This window comes from Saprospira grandis DSM 2844, from assembly GCF_000275825.1.
Lineage (GTDB): Bacteria > Bacteroidota > Bacteroidia > Chitinophagales > Saprospiraceae > Saprospira > Saprospira grandis_A.
Genome location: NZ_JH719942.1, coordinates 3447895 through 3464701 on the forward strand (window position 1 = coordinate 3447895; position 16807 = coordinate 3464701).

10 protein-coding genes are annotated in these 16807 nt (G+C 44.2%); 9 read left to right on the forward strand and 1 reads right to left on the reverse strand.

What is annotated here, in order from left to right; all coding sequences use genetic code 11:
• Window positions 1-389 precede the first annotated feature (389 nt).
• From SAPGRDRAFT_RS15560 to SAPGRDRAFT_RS15575, 4 genes are all read left to right on the forward strand, one after another.
• A complete protein-coding gene (locus SAPGRDRAFT_RS15560) occupies window positions 390-3689 on the forward strand; it encodes a hypothetical protein (protein WP_002660200.1) in 3300 nt (1099 codons plus the stop codon).
• 527 nt (window positions 3690-4216) lie between these two features.
• Window positions 4217-5608 (forward strand): di-heme oxidoreductase family protein, encoded by a 1392-nt coding sequence (locus SAPGRDRAFT_RS15565; RefSeq protein ID WP_002660201.1) that lies wholly within the window; start codon window positions 4217-4219, stop codon window positions 5606-5608.
• A gap of 398 nt (window positions 5609-6006) precedes the next feature.
• A complete protein-coding gene (locus SAPGRDRAFT_RS15570; protein ID WP_002660202.1) occupies window positions 6007-7053 on the forward strand; it encodes an imelysin family protein in 1047 nt (348 codons plus the stop codon).
• Window positions 7040-8344, forward strand: a complete 1305-nt coding sequence (locus SAPGRDRAFT_RS15575; protein WP_002660203.1) for an HTTM domain-containing protein — start codon at window positions 7040-7042, stop codon at window positions 8342-8344. Before SAPGRDRAFT_RS15570 ends, SAPGRDRAFT_RS15575 begins: the two co-directional genes overlap by 14 nt.
• 232 nt (window positions 8345-8576) lie before the next feature.
• Here SAPGRDRAFT_RS15575 and SAPGRDRAFT_RS15580 read toward each other — a convergent pair whose 3' ends face one another.
• On the reverse strand, window positions 8577-9494 hold the full coding sequence (locus tag SAPGRDRAFT_RS15580; RefSeq protein WP_002660204.1) for a hypothetical protein: 918 nt from the start codon (window positions 9492-9494) through the stop codon (window positions 8577-8579).
• 489 nt (window positions 9495-9983) lie between these two features.
• Between SAPGRDRAFT_RS15580 and SAPGRDRAFT_RS15585 the strand changes: the two genes are divergently transcribed.
• Genes SAPGRDRAFT_RS15585 through SAPGRDRAFT_RS15605 form a run of 5 tightly spaced genes read left to right on the forward strand, consistent with a single transcriptional unit; the run spans window position 9984 to window position 16768 of the window.
• Entirely contained in the window at window positions 9984-12326 is a 2343-nt protein-coding gene (locus tag SAPGRDRAFT_RS15585) for an AAA family ATPase (protein ID WP_002660205.1), read from the forward strand.
• A gap of 1 nt (window position 12327) precedes the next feature.
• On the forward strand, window positions 12328-13077 hold the full coding sequence (locus SAPGRDRAFT_RS15590; RefSeq protein WP_002660206.1) for a hypothetical protein: 750 nt from the start codon (window positions 12328-12330) through the stop codon (window positions 13075-13077).
• Between the two features lie 11 nt (window positions 13078-13088).
• Window positions 13089-14582, forward strand: coding sequence for a Cas10/Cmr2 second palm domain-containing protein (locus SAPGRDRAFT_RS15595; protein WP_002660207.1), 1494 nt, complete (start codon window positions 13089-13091; stop codon window positions 14580-14582).
• 8 nt (window positions 14583-14590) lie between these two features.
• Window positions 14591-15178, forward strand: a complete 588-nt coding sequence (locus SAPGRDRAFT_RS15600; RefSeq protein WP_002660208.1) for an RAMP superfamily CRISPR-associated protein — start codon at window positions 14591-14593, stop codon at window positions 15176-15178.
• Between the two features lie 15 nt (window positions 15179-15193).
• Window positions 15194-16768: a hypothetical protein gene (locus SAPGRDRAFT_RS15605; protein ID WP_002660209.1), complete on the forward strand. Its 1575-nt coding sequence runs from the start codon at window positions 15194-15196 to the stop codon at window positions 16766-16768.
• Window positions 16769-16807: the final 39 nt, after the last annotated feature.

The window sequence follows — 16807 nt, forward strand, 5'->3', positions numbered from 1 at the left end:
TCGGGCTGTGCCGTGGCTCGCAGCTCTGCTCGGCCCTGCGGCGCTTGCAGCGCCTTGGTCTGCGGCTGCGCCGCACCACTATCCATCCCTCAGCCATGCCAATCCTCTGCAAAAGCGGTATTCCTCGCTTCGCTCCTCATGCATCAATATGTCCCCGCCCAGCCTCCCCTCTACAGGCTTCCTTCTGCAAGCCCTTCGGGAGGTCTAGGCAAAAACCAACAAAAGTAAGCCAAAAAAACTAAATAGACAATAGAAAAACAGAATATCAAAAAGGTTTTTTTCTTTTCCCAACAAGCTTTGAAAAACGGCCATAAAGTCCTTAACTTTCGGTACTTCAAGAAAAAATCTGCCCGCCGCAAGGCAAAATACCTATCTAACATATACATATTATGGCCATCAGCAAGCAACAAAAAGAAAGCTTAGAATTGCTGCAAAAGAAAGCCAACGAATGGCTCTCTAACTACTATCAGTTTGGACTGTCTTCCGACCCCCAAACCGCAGCCCAACACAGCCAAGTTCTGGCCACCTTGCATCAGACCCAAGCCGCCCTGGCCCAAGCTGATCAAGATGAACCCAGCCTAGAAGAGCAAGGAACTATCCCCATGCCCCAAGAGGCCGCCGCCGCTCGAGAAGCCCAAAGCGAAGAACGTAGCGCCAAAAAAGCCGCCACCGAAGAAATTGAAGCCGAAACAGAAAGCGATATCGCTACCCAAGCTAAAGGTAATGCCGACCTTGAAGCTACCCTCAACGGCTGGAAAGACCTAGCCGTCTCTTGGCTCGATACCGGCATCGATAAAGTCCTTAGCTCTAAAGAAGGACTAGATAAAGGCCTCCTCGCTACCGCTCAAGAATATATCGGACAAGCCGAAGGCTGGCTCCGCCTCGCCTCCTTCTTTACCGGAGGAGAACTAGGCGACAAAGTAGAAAAGGTCCAAAAATGGGTCGAACTCGCCAAATCTGTTATCGAAAAAGTTGAGGCCCTAGATGAATACCTCGGCCAATGGAGAGACCTTGCCGTAAGCTGGATGGAAGGCGGTATCTCCTCTGCCGTTAGTGGTACCGAAGTAGTCGGAGACCTTAGCAATGCCGTTGTGGCAGAAGCCATCGACTTTAAAAAACTAGCCCAGGATTTTGTCGATAAGGCCAAAGCCCTAGGCGACGCTTCCCTAGATGATAAAGTAGCCAGAGCCGAAGAATGGCTCGGTAGTACCCATAACCTCCTCGATAAGGCCGGCGATATCGTCGATAACCTCTTCGCCGATGCCGACAATAATAGCCTGCCCGATTGGTACGACCTGCTCGCTCGCGAATGGGATAAACTAGCCGTTATGGATATTATCCCCGGTACCGATATCGATGAACAACTATTGGGGAAAATCAATGGCTTTAAAACTAAAGCCGAAGAATGGCTGGCTAAGGCCACCGCAGAAATGAACCCTGCCGTCCAAGAGAAAATTGACCTGGTCAAAACTTGGATCTATAATATCCAAAAACTCCTTTCTTTGGCCGAAAAAGGAAAAGAGTTTGTCGATGCCCTCAAAAATAAAGATTTTAATGCCGTCTATGATCAACTCTCTGCCCTTTGGACAGAACTAGATGGCGCCAATGATGTTTTTGCCGGCACCGATATCGACGATAAACTCCTAGCCAAAGTTCAAGAATATAAACAAAAGGCCGACGAATTTGCCCGCCTAGCCAACTCCCTCATCGCTAAGCTTCCCGCCGGCGAACATCTAGGAGAGGTCCAAGATTGGATCAAAATGGCCATGCAAATCGCTACCGATATGGCCAATGGCGAGGATGTAGTCGGAAAATATATCCAACTCGCCAAAGAATGGGCCCAAGGCCAAATCAAAAGAGTATTGGATGGCCAAGAAGAATTTACCACTGAACTGGCCGGCCAAGTCTCTGGCTTTGTCAATGAAGCTAAACGCTTTATGGCCTCCGCTTCCGCTATGAAAAATGGCGACTTTAGCGATAAAATTGCCGCCGCTGGCGAGTGGATCCAGTCTTCTGAAGGCCTACTCGATAAAGCCTCTGACCTTATCGGCCTAGCTGTTGGCGATGCCGATGGCAATAACTTGCCCGATTGGTACGACCGCCTAGCCGCCGCTTGGGATGATATCACTGGAGGTGGAGATATTATCTCTAACACCAATGTAGATAACGAACTCATCGGTAAAGTCAATATCTTCCGCACAGAAGCCGAAAAATGGTTGGCCAAAGCCGTAGAAGTTGCTGCCGAGATCCAAGAAAAGATCACTATGGTCAAACAATGGATCGAAGTAGGAGGCAACTTCCTCAAAGAAGTAGCTGGCTTTATTGAAGATATCAAAGAAGGCGACTTCCTCTCTGTCTATGAGAAGATTAAAGCCGCTTACCTCGGCCTTGGCGATACCGACGATATCTTAGAAGGTACCGAAGTAGATAACCGCCTACTCGCTAAAGCTAAAGATCTACAAGGCCAAGCCGAATCTTGGTTGGCGAACGCCCTTACTGGAGGCCGCGCCAATGGAGAAATGACCGATGAGGTCAAAGATATCCTCGGCGCTGTAGATAATGTACTTACTTTCGCTTTGACCAAATACGAGGTCCAAGATTCTATGATGGAGTTCAATGAGGATAAAATCGTTATTGACTTCCCCAATGCAACAACACTCACAGATGAACAAGAAGCCGCCCTCATCGGAGAGTTCTCTGGTGGATTTGATGGCCCCTTGGTCAATACCCTAGGCGCAGTGCTCACTCGCCTCAACCAAGATATCCTTACCCTCGGCTCTCAAGTAGATGGCGCCTACCGCCAAACAATTGCTTCAGGTGGAGCCGCCGCTGAGGTTTACCTCAAGGCTAAATCAGACTATGAGTCTGTCATGAAGAAGCAAAAAGACTTGATGAAGCTGCTAGAATCTGTGCGTAAGGTAGTGGTAAGCTCTATTGGCTTGGCACTGACTCCCGTGAATCCCGCAGTAGCTGCCGGTGTTACCGCTCTACTTAGTGGTAGTGTAAACGGTTTTGGCGATATCGCTAAGATGCTCCTTGGTGCCGCTAGCGAATCTGGTGGAACTATGGGCCAAATTGGTGGTTTCCTCTCTCTTGCCCTTCCTGGCGGAGCTGGCCTGTCTACTATGACAGAGGCACAGAATGCTGGTTTGATTGACCTCGATGGATTGTACAACCGTGGAGTGACAAGCAAGTATGAAGAGATGAAAGCACTCTTGACCAAAATCCAAGAACAGCTGGATATTGTTTATACAAACCTCTATAAGCAAAGAGCCGATCAGCTAGAAGATGCTAAAGGCGCTATTGCTAGCGGTGCCGATCAATGGAAGCGCCTACGCGCCGAAATTATGAGCAAGTATGTCAATACACAAGAAACAAGAGTGAACGAAAAAGCAGCCTACTGGCTCCTTAGCCGTGCCCAATATGCCAACTGGTTGTCTAAGAAAACCGATACGGTCATCGTAGACAATGTGATTGATGCACTAGAACGCTTTGAAATCATGAAAGATGCCGGCGTTAAAGAATGGAACAAAGGCACAGGTGGAAAAGTGGCCCGTGGCCTAGGTTGGCTACTCGGTGGCTGGGCAAGCTTTGGCTATGACGAGAAAATTGAACAATTTAATAAGTGGGGCCGACAAGAAATTGGCCGCCTACATAATCAAGCCGTATGGAATGAGGCCTTTGCCTAGTCCTCTTCCTACAATTTGAAGCTGTTTTATCTCTGCCAAGATAAAATACATTAACCCCAAACCAGTCTGCTCCCGCAGACTGGTTTTTTTATTTGAAGGGATATACGCTTTGTCCTTATGTTGCCCGTTGGCCAAGCTCCCAAAAATGAAAAATAAATGCAGCACTTAGGAGCAAGCAGTCAATAGACTAAAAAACAAAACAGGAGCTACTCCTGTTTTTCGAGACTGTTTAAAATTCTGTGTTTCTCCTTTTTGCTGCCTAGGGACAAGCCCCTAGGCTAGCTTTTTTAGACAGCCCTCTAAAGAGGGCCTTTGGATAAGGTTCTTCTCTGCTATAAGAAGGGTGCAAGGCCTTATAATTTTTCCAGCGAACACTCCTTTGCAATTATTCAAGCTAGTTGCTTTTTCCCCCATGCCATAGATGCAGTTGTTTTCTTAAGGTATTTCTTGAATCTTATTAAGAATTAGTCTAGTTTAATGAGCTAGGTTTTTTACTTTTGCAGCAGAACCACTTTATATCTATTTGTATGAAAAAATTACTGCCCATTATCATCTTTTCTTTCTTACTCCTAGGAGCCTGTAAAAAGGAAGAGGGGTCTTTACAAGCAGAGGCTGGCGAAGAATACAGCGGTGGGGCAACCACCGTTTTCAATAGTTCTCGCAATGCCTTTGGTTTTCAAAGTTCAGGTTTGTCTTCTATGGACGAATTGTCCTTTTTTACAGGAAACTCTTTCTTTAATCAATCTTGGGTGTCTTCTCCAGCTTCAACGACGGCCCGGGATGGTCTAGGCCCATTATTTAATGCGGTAGCTTGTTCTTCCTGCCATTTTAAAGATGGGCGGGGGCGTTCTCCTGCTTTTAGTGGGGAGCTGGGACATGGCCTTTTGCTTCGTTTATCGGTGCCCGGCGCTTCGGCTGGGGCCGAAAACTGGCCCGAACCTTCTTATGGGGGGCAGCTACAGGACCAAGGGATTAACAATGTTTCGGCAGAGGGGAAAATTAGCATTAGCTATGATTATATTCAGGGGCAATACCCCGATGGCAGTAGCTATGAGTTGCGCAAACCTACTTATGGCGTACAAGAATTAGCCTATGGTCCCTTGGCCGCAGATGTAGAAATATCGCCAAGGGTGGCCAATCAGTTGGTGGGGATGGGGCTGATAGAAGCCATTCCTCAAGCAGACATTTTGGCCCAAGAAGATCCACAAGATATAGATGGAAATGGAGTATCCGGACGGGCCAATTGGATTCCAAGCGCTAATGGACAACTGCTAGGTCGCTATGGCTGGAAAGCCAATGCGGCCACTTTAAGAGAACAGATTACTGCCGCTTTTCAGGGGGATATGGGTATTAGCTCCTCTCTTTTTCCCGAGCAAAATTGTAGTCCAGGCCAAACCGACTGCCAGCAGGCGCCCAATGGCAATAATGCCCAAGGCTACGAACTAGATGATCAGACCTTAGATCGGGTAGAGCTGTATTTGCAGGCCTTGGCCGTGCCCGCTCGCAGAGATTGGAAGGACCAAAGGGTCCTTAAAGGCAAAAAATTATTTCTAGAGATGGGCTGTGGCGATTGCCATCGCCCGAGTTTTGAGACAGGAGTACATGCCTTGGCCCCTTTGTCCAATCAAAAGATTTATCCCTATAGCGATTTTCTCTTACATGATATGGGCGCAGGCCTAGCCGATAACCGCCCCGATTATTTAGCCGATGGCCAAGAGTGGCGAACACAACCTCTTTGGGGCTTGGGCCTTATTTCTACCGTCAATGAGCATTCAGAGCTTTTGCATGATGGCCGAGCCCGCAATATAGAAGAGGCGATCCTCTGGCATGGGGGAGAAGCCGAAGCGGCTAAAAATTCCTTTATGGCCCTAAGCGCAGAAGAGCGCAGCCAGGTCCTCGAATTTTTAAACTCTCTTTAATCTGGCCCTACTTCTTGCGTCTTGCAGGCGGCGTAGCCGCCGCAGGTCACAACAAGGACTTTAGTCCGCAGTTCGACGACCAAAGGGAGTAACCGATGTGAAGGGGTGATTTGCGAGCTATGCCAACTAGGCCCTACTTCCTGCGTCTTGCAGGCGGCGCAGCCGCCGTAGGCCTAGCGATGTGAAAGGGTGGCCGAAGGCCAGACCGAGGCCAAAGGCCGAAGGGCCGAGCATACCTGCGAGCCCCGAAACGTAGCGCCGCAAGCGTAGCGCAGCGGAGGCCCCAAAATATCAGCAGGCCCCGAAACGACAACAAAGCCTTTAGGCTGCAGTTCGACGACCAAAGGGAGTAACCGCCACAACTGTAGCAGAGGCAAATAAAACGACCTATATATAATATGAAACGACTACCTTCTCTATTGGCTATGACTAGCTTTTTGCTTCTTTTGGCCTGTAAAAAATCCGACAACTTTGATAAAACCGCCCTTTTGCAAGCTTGGCAAACGGAAGTTATTGCCCCAGCTTGGCAAGAAGTAGCGGCCCAGGGCCCCCACTTAGCGACTAAGGTTAATTTGTTTTTGGCGCAGCCCAGCCATGCCAGTTTGACGGATGCCCGTGAAGCTTGGCGGCAGGCAGCAAGGGCTTGGGGGGCTGCAGAACCCTTTGTTTTTGGGGAAATGAAAAGCCAATATTTGCATTGGAGCATAGGGCGGAGCCCTGCCAATAGCAGTTCTATAGAAGCCAGCATTTCGGATAGTAGCCGAACGCTAGATAGCCTATATATTCGGCAACAGAGCAGTTATGCCAAAAGTCTTTCGGCTATAGAATACCTATTATTTGCCGACAGTAGCCAGCAGTTGCCTTTTTCTGCTCGTCGGGCGGACTACCTGCGTTTGGCGGTGCAGCATTTGGCCCTAGAGATGCAAAAACCGCAGGACATTTGGGAAAATCAGGGAGAGGGCCAGCGTTTTGCTGCTGCCGAAGGTTATGAATTGGGCTCGGCCATTAGTGAGCTGAGCAACGGAATGATTAACTTGGCCCAGGAGATGAGCCGCAAGAAAATAGGAAAGCCTTTGGGCAAGGAGAACGATGGGATTTTCCTGCCCGAATCGGTTGAACATCCCGATGCACACTTTAGCATAGGCCTATTGAAGGCCAATTTTGAGGGTTTGGAAGATGCCTTTTTATTGGGCGCGCCCAATTTGCAAGCCTATTGGGAATCGGAAAGCAGCAATGAGGTCCCTGCGCAATTTGCGGCCAATTTGAGGGCTGCCATTAGTCTTTGCGAAAGCCTAGGCGATGATTTGCAGGCTGCTTTGCAGAACCAAGCCGATCAGGTCGAGGAGCTTTATGATTTGAGTCGAGCCATTTACCTGGCGCTCTCCAATGATATGGCGGCTGTTTTTGGCATCACGGTTTTACCTAGCGACAATGACGGCGATTAAAGCATACCTCAGGCAGGAGCGGGAAGTTCTTCCCCTTCTGCTTTTTCGCATTGTATTGGGGGTTCTTTTTCTTTGGTCGGGCATACGCTTTTGGGCCAAGGGTTGGATCGAAGACTTCTATTTATCGCCTGATTATCACTTTCGTTTTTGGGGCTGGGACTGGCTGCCTTTGGCTTCTCCGCAGCTCTGCTATTTCCTATACAGCCTGATGCTTTTGGCGGCCTTGGGGGTTTTGCTGGGGGCCTTTTATCGTTGGAGCATGGCGCTTTATTTTTTGCTCTTTACCTACTTTGAGCTTTGGGAGAAATGCCTTTATTTGAACCACTACTATTTTGTGTCCTTATTGGCCTTTCTGCTTTGTTTTGTCCCTTTGCATTGCAATACTTCTGTGGATGCTTTTTTTCGGCCCAGCCTGCGGCGGCGGCATTTGCCCAACTACTACTTTCTCTTGCCCAAGTTCCTGATCGCCATACTCTATATCTATGCGGCCCTAGCCAAGCTAGAGCCAGACTGGTGGTTTCGGGCGCAGCCCCTAAGCATTTGGTTATCGGCTCGATCTTCCTATCCCATTTTGGGACCTATTCTGGCTTGGGGACCTACGGATTTCCTGATGTCTTGGGCGGGTTTTTTCTATGATTTGCTGGTTCCTTTTGGCTTGAGTTTCCGCAAAAGTCGCCCTTGGGCCTATTTATTTGTTATCCTCTTTCATGCGATGACGGCCATGCTCTTTTCCATTGGCTTGTTTCCCTATGTCATGATGGGCGTGGCCTTGGTTTTTTTCTCGGCGGAGGAATTGGGGCGCTTTCGCTTCATCTATTTGCCGCAGGATCATTTGGAGCGGCCTTATCGGCTGTATTGGCCCAAATTGCAGCTGGCCATTTGGGTAGTTTTCTTTAGTTGGCAACTGCTATTTCCTTGGCGTTTTTTGTTGTATGAGGGGCCTGTCTGTTGGCAGGAGCAGGGTTTTCGCTTTAGTTGGCGGGTCATGTTGGTAGAAAAAGTGGGGCAATTGCATTATCGCTTAATTGACCAAAATGGCCGTCAAAAACTGCTCTATCCAGAGGATGATTTAGCCGCTTGGCAGTTGCAGCAGATGCGTTTTCAGCCCGATATGATTCTGGCCTATGCCAAAGATTTGGGGCGGCGGTATGGGGCGCGGGCCATCTATGCGGAGAGCTGGGTATCTTGGAATGGGCGGTCTTCTGCTCGTTTGATTGATCCCAACTACAACCTTTTGGAGGCAGAAAATGGTTGGAAAAACTGGGATTGGGTACTTCCTGCTCCAGACTAGGACAATATATATGAGGGGGATTTGGGGCCCGCGGCCGGCTAGGCTATCGCCTAGCTCGGCCGCCGCTATGCTGCGGGGCTCACAGGTCTGTTCGGCCCTGCGGGCTCCACTTCGTTTCGCCCTGGGTCTGGCCTACGGCCACCCCTCCGCAGCGCTGGGCCGAGCCAGCCCTTGGCGGGGTAATGTAGACTAAAAGAGCGCCTATCCGCTAGGGGATAGGCGCTCTTTTTAATTATTTTTTGCGGTTACCAAACATCTTTTGGAGATTACTTTCTCTTTTCTTTTTGGGTGCTCGCTTCATAATTTCGATAGGGCTTTGGTCATTGACCAGCACATTATTGGGGTCATCTTTAAAGACCTTATCGATGTATACCCAGCGGCCTTTTTTGAGTTCTAGGCCGCAGTAGCTACCGTCGGGCACATTAGAGGCGGGAGCGCCGGGGACGGCTCGGCCATAAATCAGGTGATCGAAGATCACTTTTTGTTGGTCGGGATTATAATTGAGCACAGCGGAGACGGCGGCGGAGTATTGGACAATATGGCGGCTAACGGTTCGCTTCATGCCACGGCCATCTTTAATATCGATAATATTTTGGCCAAACTTGGGGGCTCCTTTTCGGTCAAAATAGAGGATATCGAGTACCTTTCTACGGTCGAAGAAAGAGTAAGAATCTCGGCCAAAGAGCAGATAATACTGTTTTCCGTTCGACTCGAAGGGTTGTATATTATAATATAGTGCGCCATACCAATTATTGGCAGAGAGGCGGCCAAACTGGGGGCTTCTCATTTCGTCGGACTTATCATGGAGGAAAAACAGTTGGCCATCTGCTTTTTGGATAAAGCCGAATTGGCTGTAGTGGTCTTTATCTACATAGAGCTCCCAGCTAAAGATGCGAAAACTTTTATCGGGGGCATTGAGGAGGGAGACTCCTTTTAGTTTTTCAAAGGGGTAGCTATAGCTTTGGGTATCTTGCAGGGTATTTTGCAGTTCGGTTTTCAGGTTTTGGGCCAGCAAGCTTCGGTTGAAGCTATCTTTTTCTTGTTGCAGTCTTACGGCCAGTTCGGAGAGTTCAATTTCTTTTTGGGGGTAATCATTTTGGGCGAAGAGCAGGCTGGGCAGAGCGAGCAGAAAAAAAAGCTTATAGTACATAAGTTATATTTTTTGAGAAGGAATAGAGGGGCCAAGGTATTTTTTTTTCTTCTTTGCTTGGCGCTTAGGGCAAAAGATTTTTCCAAAGTTGTGCCAAGCTGAGCGAAGCTTATTTTTTGGGCCAATTCTTTTGTTGGCTAAAAAAATGGCATCTATCAATAAATGAATAGACCTATCAAATTTTGATATATCGCTAAAAAGTAAATCTATTGAGAATGAAGTTCTTAGGGCTTGGCCTAGTTTTTTGTCTCGGCCCCAGCTCAATGCCTCCCCTAGAGGCCCCAGCAAAGTTAGGGAAAAGAGAGTGCTTCAAGCAAGTACTCTTTATCCCTTTTTTCTGTCAAAGTAAGTAGCCCCAAAGCACAATATTATATTTTTTTTCTTACCTTAAGATCGTAATTATACCGTAAACCTATCCCATGACCCAAACAAATGTAAAGCCCCCCCTTTTGGGGGAGGTAGTTGTTGGCTTGGGGTTAAAAGCACAGCATGGCTAAGCAACTAGCAGAGATTAAGGCGCTCTTTAATAAGCGCTTTGGTTATCGAGAAACCAACTGGCAGAAAGAGAAGGTACAGGCCTTGGGTGGCTTGGAGCTGGATGGCTTGTATTTGGATGGGGAGCATCGTTTATTATGGGCCAATAGTGAGTCTATCGCTAAGCCTGTTTATGATGAACAGATTTTAGCGCTAAAAGCTAGTTACCCTAAGTTGCAGTTTTTGTTGTTGTCGAAGGCTGATATGCTTTTTTTGAGAGAAATAGAGCAACAGTCAGGTGTTGGCTATGATAAGTGGTGGTTTATTCACAATTCGGAGTTGGCTATTCAAGAATCAGATATACTTTTGTCAAAGCTAAAGTGGCGGACAAGTTTATTTGATCGGATAAAAGACCTTAGACTCAAGCCTTCCGAACGCTTTGGAGAAATCATTAGTGCCTTAGTAGAGAAGGTAGAGCAATTTAAAGGAGAGGACTTTATTTACAAGTACTATTTTTATGTAAGTACAGTTGGTCAGCAGCCAGATGAGCTGAAGATTTCCTTTTGGAAGAATAAAAAAAGGAAGGAAAACTCAGAAGAGCCAGAGTGTTTTTATGAAATCAATACACGGACGGAACGAGAAACCTTAGTTATTCGACCTAAGGAGTATGATCAGGGAGATAACAATAGTGGTAAAGATAATCCTTTTTCAATAGCTGCTAAAATAGCCAAGACAATAGGCGCTGTTCAAGTTAGAAATGGGGAGTGGGAAAAAGAATATACTTATCATTCTAAGCCAGCAGAGGGCATATTATCCTTTTTAAAGGGGGTTGATTTTAATGCGATTAACTATGGGCTTCTTGCAGGGGGAGGAGATTTAAAGCTAATTACAGAGGAGGAGGATTGGATACGTTATCGCAATGAAATAGATAGGCATTTTTCAAGGGAAGGAGGCAAAGTTTCAGATAAAGCGATAAAAGGGTTGACGTTAGAGTCCTTATCCTTAAAAAATATTGGTCATTTTGAAGAGCTAGAGATAGATTTAAGTCATCGAGTTAGTTGTTTTCTAGGGCTGAATGGTTCTGGAAAGACGACTATTTTAAGAAGTATTGCATTAGCCCTTACAGGTGTTTATCAGCTGGAAGCAAGGGAGCCTTTAAAAGGTTGGTTGAAAGTAGATAGAGTTGAGAAAACTACACAGGCATCTTCATATAAAGAAATATTAGCTCTTGATGGATCAATTGAGTTGTGTTTTAGTTCGAGAACTAAAGAAGAAAAACGAAAGCACCTACATCGAATACTATTTAAACCTCATGAAGAGCCGACTGAAGACCATAAGGCTGAGGAAAAAGTAGAGAAGTTTAGACTTCTTAATGGACGAGAATTCCCTATACCAATATTAGGCTTTGCGCAAGGACGTACTCGACCTTTGTCAACTAAAAAAGAAGAACAGGCTAGTGCAAAAAATTATAAAGGGCGTTCTACTATCTCCGATTTAGAAAACTTGATTACTGAAGAGGGGGATAATAAGTTGGAAGAGCTGAAACGCTGGTTGATGATTACGCATAATGAAGGGCTAAACTTAGAAGAAAGTATTGAGCGGGAGGAGGATCTCACGAAAAAGAAAATTAGTCAAAGAAAGCGAGATGGGTATAAGAAAGCATTCTACTTAGTCTTTGAGTTGATGACTGAGATCATAGGTCGGGAAATTACTTTTAATGTAGCCAATAAAGACACTTTATGGGTTAAACTTGGAGCATCCAAATCAGAAGATGATGATGAGGAATTAAAGGAACAAGTGATTTCTTTTAGTCGTCTGAGTCAGGGCTATAAGTCTGTCTTTGTTTGGGTGGGACATTTAGTTATACGTTATGCAGAGCATTATGATTATAGTGAAGGTTTTGAAACACAAGAGGGAATTATTTTTATTGATGAAATAGATCTCTTTTTGCACCCTCTTTGGCAAACTAGAGTCTTAAATATCTTAGTAGAGAAGTTTAACCGTGCTCGTTTTATAGTGACTACGCATTCGCCTTTGGTGGTGAGTTATATAACTGATGAGAGTACTGATTTAGCTTTGTATAGAATAGTAAAAGAAACTGTTGAGGAGGAGCTATATGTAAAAGGTAATGGTATTGAAGATACTTATGGTTACTGGATGGGTATAAAGAGGTTCCCACCCAAAATAACAGCTCTGATAGCTGAGGCAGACAATGCGATAAGTATAGATGCTTTTGATGAAGCAGCTGAGGTTATTGAAAAATTAGATGGCTGGGTGATGCCTGAATCAATGGTAGTTAGAAAACTTCAAGCTCGATTAAATAGGCGGAAAATCATTTTTAAATTCCGAAAAAAGTAGTATGCTGCATATTAAAAAAACTGACTCTTTACCAGAGTCTATTGAGGGGTTCCTAGCAGATGATTCAGAGTGTAGGTCTAAGAAAGGAAATGTTAGGGAGTATTTTAATTGTTTTAAAAAAAGGTCTTTAAAAGGAAATCTAAATGTAAGAAATAAGGTTTCGCTGCAGAGTCACCTTCTTGGAGAACAAGGAGGGTGTTGTTGTTATTGTGGTATTCGTATAGGGAAGCCTGCTTCAGTAAGCATAGAGCATTTTACATCTTTAACAGTTAATAGTGCACTAGTTCTAGACCATGGTAACTTGTTGGCATCGTGTACTTCTAGGAGTAGATGTAACCTTGGTCGAAACGATAAAGAACAACGTAAAAAGGTACAATTAAAAAACGTTTTAAACCCTAAAAGGGGAGAGGCAAGTGATTTTTATCAAAAAATGAAAATTAAATATATCCTGCCTGGGGAGAAAGTTAAAGGTGTGGGTAAGATCAGCTCTGGTAACACAGAAATAGATAAGGAATTAAATAATATTTTAAGCTTAAATAATTCTGACCTTATTAAATGTAGAAAAGAAGCGTTGAATGTTTTTATTTCATCATATGAAAAACTTTTAGTCTGTCTTCGTAGTGATGAATTAATTTTAGATGAAATTTCTACTCTTTTTGAAAAAGATGATTTTTTAGCTATAAAGATGTATTGGCTTGGAGTAGAACTTTCTAAGTCAGACTATTTAGATCCCACAAATTTAAACCTATAATATCTAAACAAATGTCAAAAAAATATTTATACTCGGCTTCGGTGCAGGGCATACAGTCTTTCATCTTTCAGACGAATAAGCTCAAAGAGATTGCTGGGGCGAGTGAGTTAGTGGAACAACTATCCACTCGAGACACATTGAAGCATGTCCTAGGAACAGCCTTCAATAAGGAAAATTTGATTGTAGCGGCAGCTGGAAAGATCAAATACCTATGTGATGATTTGGCGGCTTGTGAAAAGCTCTGTCAGTATATGCCGATATACGTTAGTCAAGAGGCGCCAGGGCTACAACTTAGTCAGTCGGTTGTCTTAGTAGATGGAGCTTTCAAAGAAGAGCACTATAGCCGATCAGAGCAAGCTTTAGATCAAAAGCGGGCATTTATTGGGCGGCCAAATACAGAGGGCTGGATGATTGCGGATCGTGCGCCACAGACGGGGAAGCCCATTTATGAATACCTGAAAAAAGAGGCTTTGGATAGGGCCCAAGTCTTAAAGAGAAATATTGTTTCTCCAGGAGAAAAGACTAGTTTAGCTACTAAACTATTAGATGATTTAGATAAAGAATTTCCTACAGAACTATCTAAGCTCACTGCCAAAGATGATAACTGGTTAGCTGTAATTTATGCAGATGGCAATGATTTGGGAATTAAAATTCCAGACCTTTTAAAGGAGAGAGAGAAGACGTTAGGAAGTTATCAAAAGGCTAGTCGGGAATTCTCAGAGGGTTTGGAGAATGCTAATGTTGAAGCATTTAAAAAGGCTACGGCTGTACTTATAACTCATTTAGAAGAAGGAGGGGAGTTAGAGATAGACAAAGATACTGGTAAATATAAACTACCCCTTCGCCCGATTATTTGTGGCGGGGATGATTTAGTTGTGGTGATACAGGCGCGTTATGCTCTTTTCTTTTGTGAGACCTACCTTAGCGTATTTGAGGAAGAGACAAAGCAAAAAATAGATGAGCGTCTCACGGCTTGTGCTGGTATAGCCTATATGAATGTTAAATACCCTTTTCACTATGGATTTAAATTGGCCAAGGATCTTTGTAGCCATGCCAAGAATAATTCTAGGGGAAAAGGAGATGAAAAGGGGACTACTCCAGCCTCAATTAGCTTTCATAAGATTGAGACCTCATTTATAAGAAAATATGCTGAAATAGAAGAAGAGGAGATTAAGTACAAGGATATAAGTGCTCAACCATATTTCCTTTATGCTAAGACTGGCTCAAGTCTAGAGGTACTAAAAAAACGCTTGGCTTTGCTTAGTCAAAAAGATGAGAAAATGAAGGCTTTGTCTAGTCGCCTGCGTACTGTCTTAGGAACGGTCAATCAGCGAACAGAAGACGAACTATTGCTAGATTTAGATCGGGTTTATCAACTGTATAAGCGAGAGCTAGATATGCTTTATGATGGTTTAGATGGACTGCTTGATATCATCAAAGGCAGTTACGACCTGATTGCCTTAAAGTCTCTTAAGAGTGTTATTTATAAACCCCAAAACAAATAGACAGATCAATGACATACAAGATTAACTATGAAATAGAGTTTTTCTCCAATTGGCATTTGGGGAGTGGATTGGCCATTAGTGCTGATGTGGATGCGGCCACCCTTAAGGATGACCATGGTTTGCCCTATGTGCCAGGGAAAACCTTAAAGGGGATACTTAAAGATGCAGCTTCTCTTTTAGCTGAAAATGCTTATAAGGGAATTGATAAGGCTTTTGTAGACCGTATTTTTGGTATCAACGATAAGGATGCAGATGCTCAAGAGAGTAGTTTGAAGCATTATCAGGCTCAGGCGTATTTTAGTAATGCCTATTTGAGTGAGCAGTTAGCTAATTGGTTGACGAATGAGAATGTAGGCAATCAGACAAAGTTATTTCAACGCTATAGTTCTACGGCTATTGATCAGGAGACTGGAATTGCTGTAGATAAAAGCTTGCGTACTATAGAGGTTTGTATTCCTATTTCACTCTATGGGACTATAGATAATCTACAATCTAAAGAAGATGTAGAGAAGATGAAGCTGGTTCTGGTTGCGGTAAAGAAAATGGGCCAAAATCGTCATCGTGGTTTAGGTCGTCTTGAATTAAAAAAAATCTAAAAAGCCCAAAGATATATGCCCACAATATTAAAGTTTAAATGTCAGTTTTTGTCTGATGTTATATTAAATGCGAGTAGTGCAACTGCTTCTGTTAATGAAATTCTTGATTATGTACCTGGAAGTAACTTTTGGGGGATTTTGATGCAAGCGGCTTATCAGCAAGAGAATGAAAGCCTGATTAGGGCTTTACATGCTATTGGTGAAAGCAAGGTGCGTTGTGGAGATGCCCATTTAGTTTTTCTTGGAAAGCGAAGTTTTCGAGTGCCTAGATGTATGTTTCAGGAGAAAGTAAATAAGAAGCGAGTTTATTTTGACCACCTTTTGTCTAAGGAGGATCGAGATGCACAAAAAGGCTCTATTCAGCTCAAGCAGATGCGTACGGACTATCTAGTACCTTATGATAGTAAAAAAGGATTCAATACTAGTCGGCCAAAATCTAGATTAAGCATTAAAACAGCTTATGACTGTAATAAAAGACGCTCAGAGGAAGGGAAGATGTATAGCTATGAAGGATTAGTAAAGGGAAGTAAGTGGGAGTTTGAAGTAGAGGTAGAAAATGGAAGCCCAGAACTAGAGCAGTTCATCCAAGATACATTAGTTGGTATAAAGCGACTAGGAAAGTCTAGGTCTGCAGAGTTTGGGCGGGTTAAAATTGAGCTCATTGAGCAGAAAAAAGTAGAGCAGGCTAAAAAGCCTATTTATCCCGAAGAAAAAGAGGTAGAGTTTGTAGGTCTAACAACTAAGGATCTTGGCTTAGATAGTGACTATCAGCATATCATCTCTTTTTATGCAGAAAGTCGAATTTGCTTTCAATCGAAGGGGCAGACTACCGCAGAACCCCAGTTAGATCAGCTTTTAGAAGCTTTGCAATGGTCTGGAGTAAAGGCTAAATTTCTAAAGAGTCCAAACTATATCAGTCAAGCGGTTTATTCTCCTTGGAATGCCTATAGAAATGCTAGAGATGCTGATCGCTGGTATATAGAGAAAGGCTCTGTTTTCTTTTTAGCTGTAGATAAACTAGAGAAAGAAATAGTTGATCATGTATGGGTTGGAAGCTTTCAGAATGAAGGTTTTGGAAAGCTGCAACTGAATCCCGAGTTTTTATTTAAACGAGTAGATGCTGACAGCAAAGAAGAATATGCTGAAGAGCGTCAAGAAGATAATCCTCCACACCTTGAAGTTTCATCAGTAGATAAGAAAACTTCATATGAAGAGACTCCCAATGAAGTTAGTTTTGGAGAGAATGATGAGCTCTTGATTTTGATGTTGAAGGATGAATATCTTGCTGAAGATATTGCGGCTAAATTAAAGCACTTTAGAAAAGCCAATAATGAAGACTTAATGCAGGTTTCTGCTAGCCAATGGGGGCAGATTCGTAACCTTGTCGTTCACTTTGATCGAAAGTCAGAGTTAGAAGCTGTTTTGTTTAGAGAGAACTTTGGATTTCTAAAAACAGCTAGTCGAAAGAACAGTTGGAGCAATAAGTTGCGCAATAACTTAAAGGCGATATTTGATGGGCTTAAAGAAGAGCAAGCTCGAGAGTTCCTTTTATTATTAGCTAATGCAGAGGCAAAGAAAGTGGTCTATTAGGCTTCAGGCTATGTCCATTATTCTTTTTTGCTGATGGGG

Coding starts and splice junctions, on each gene's coding strand:
- SAPGRDRAFT_RS15590 (WP_002660206.1), top strand. CDS start 12,328: ATGCTGCATATTAAAAAAACTGACTCTTTACCAGAGTCTATTGAGGGG.
- SAPGRDRAFT_RS15575 (WP_002660203.1), top strand. CDS start 7,040: ATGACGGCGATTAAAGCATACCTCAGGCAGGAGCGGGAAGTTCTTCCC.
- SAPGRDRAFT_RS15595 (WP_002660207.1), top strand. CDS start 13,089: ATGTCAAAAAAATATTTATACTCGGCTTCGGTGCAGGGCATACAGTCT.
- SAPGRDRAFT_RS15580 (WP_002660204.1), bottom strand. CDS start 9,494: ATGTACTATAAGCTTTTTTTTCTGCTCGCTCTGCCCAGCCTGCTCTTC.
- SAPGRDRAFT_RS15565 (WP_002660201.1), top strand. CDS start 4,217: ATGAAAAAATTACTGCCCATTATCATCTTTTCTTTCTTACTCCTAGGA.
- SAPGRDRAFT_RS15560 (WP_002660200.1), top strand. CDS start 390: ATGGCCATCAGCAAGCAACAAAAAGAAAGCTTAGAATTGCTGCAAAAG.
- SAPGRDRAFT_RS15570 (WP_002660202.1), top strand. CDS start 6,007: ATGAAACGACTACCTTCTCTATTGGCTATGACTAGCTTTTTGCTTCTT.
- SAPGRDRAFT_RS15585 (WP_002660205.1), top strand. CDS start 9,984: ATGGCTAAGCAACTAGCAGAGATTAAGGCGCTCTTTAATAAGCGCTTT.
- SAPGRDRAFT_RS15605 (WP_002660209.1), top strand. CDS start 15,194: ATGCCCACAATATTAAAGTTTAAATGTCAGTTTTTGTCTGATGTTATA.
- SAPGRDRAFT_RS15600 (WP_002660208.1), top strand. CDS start 14,591: ATGACATACAAGATTAACTATGAAATAGAGTTTTTCTCCAATTGGCAT.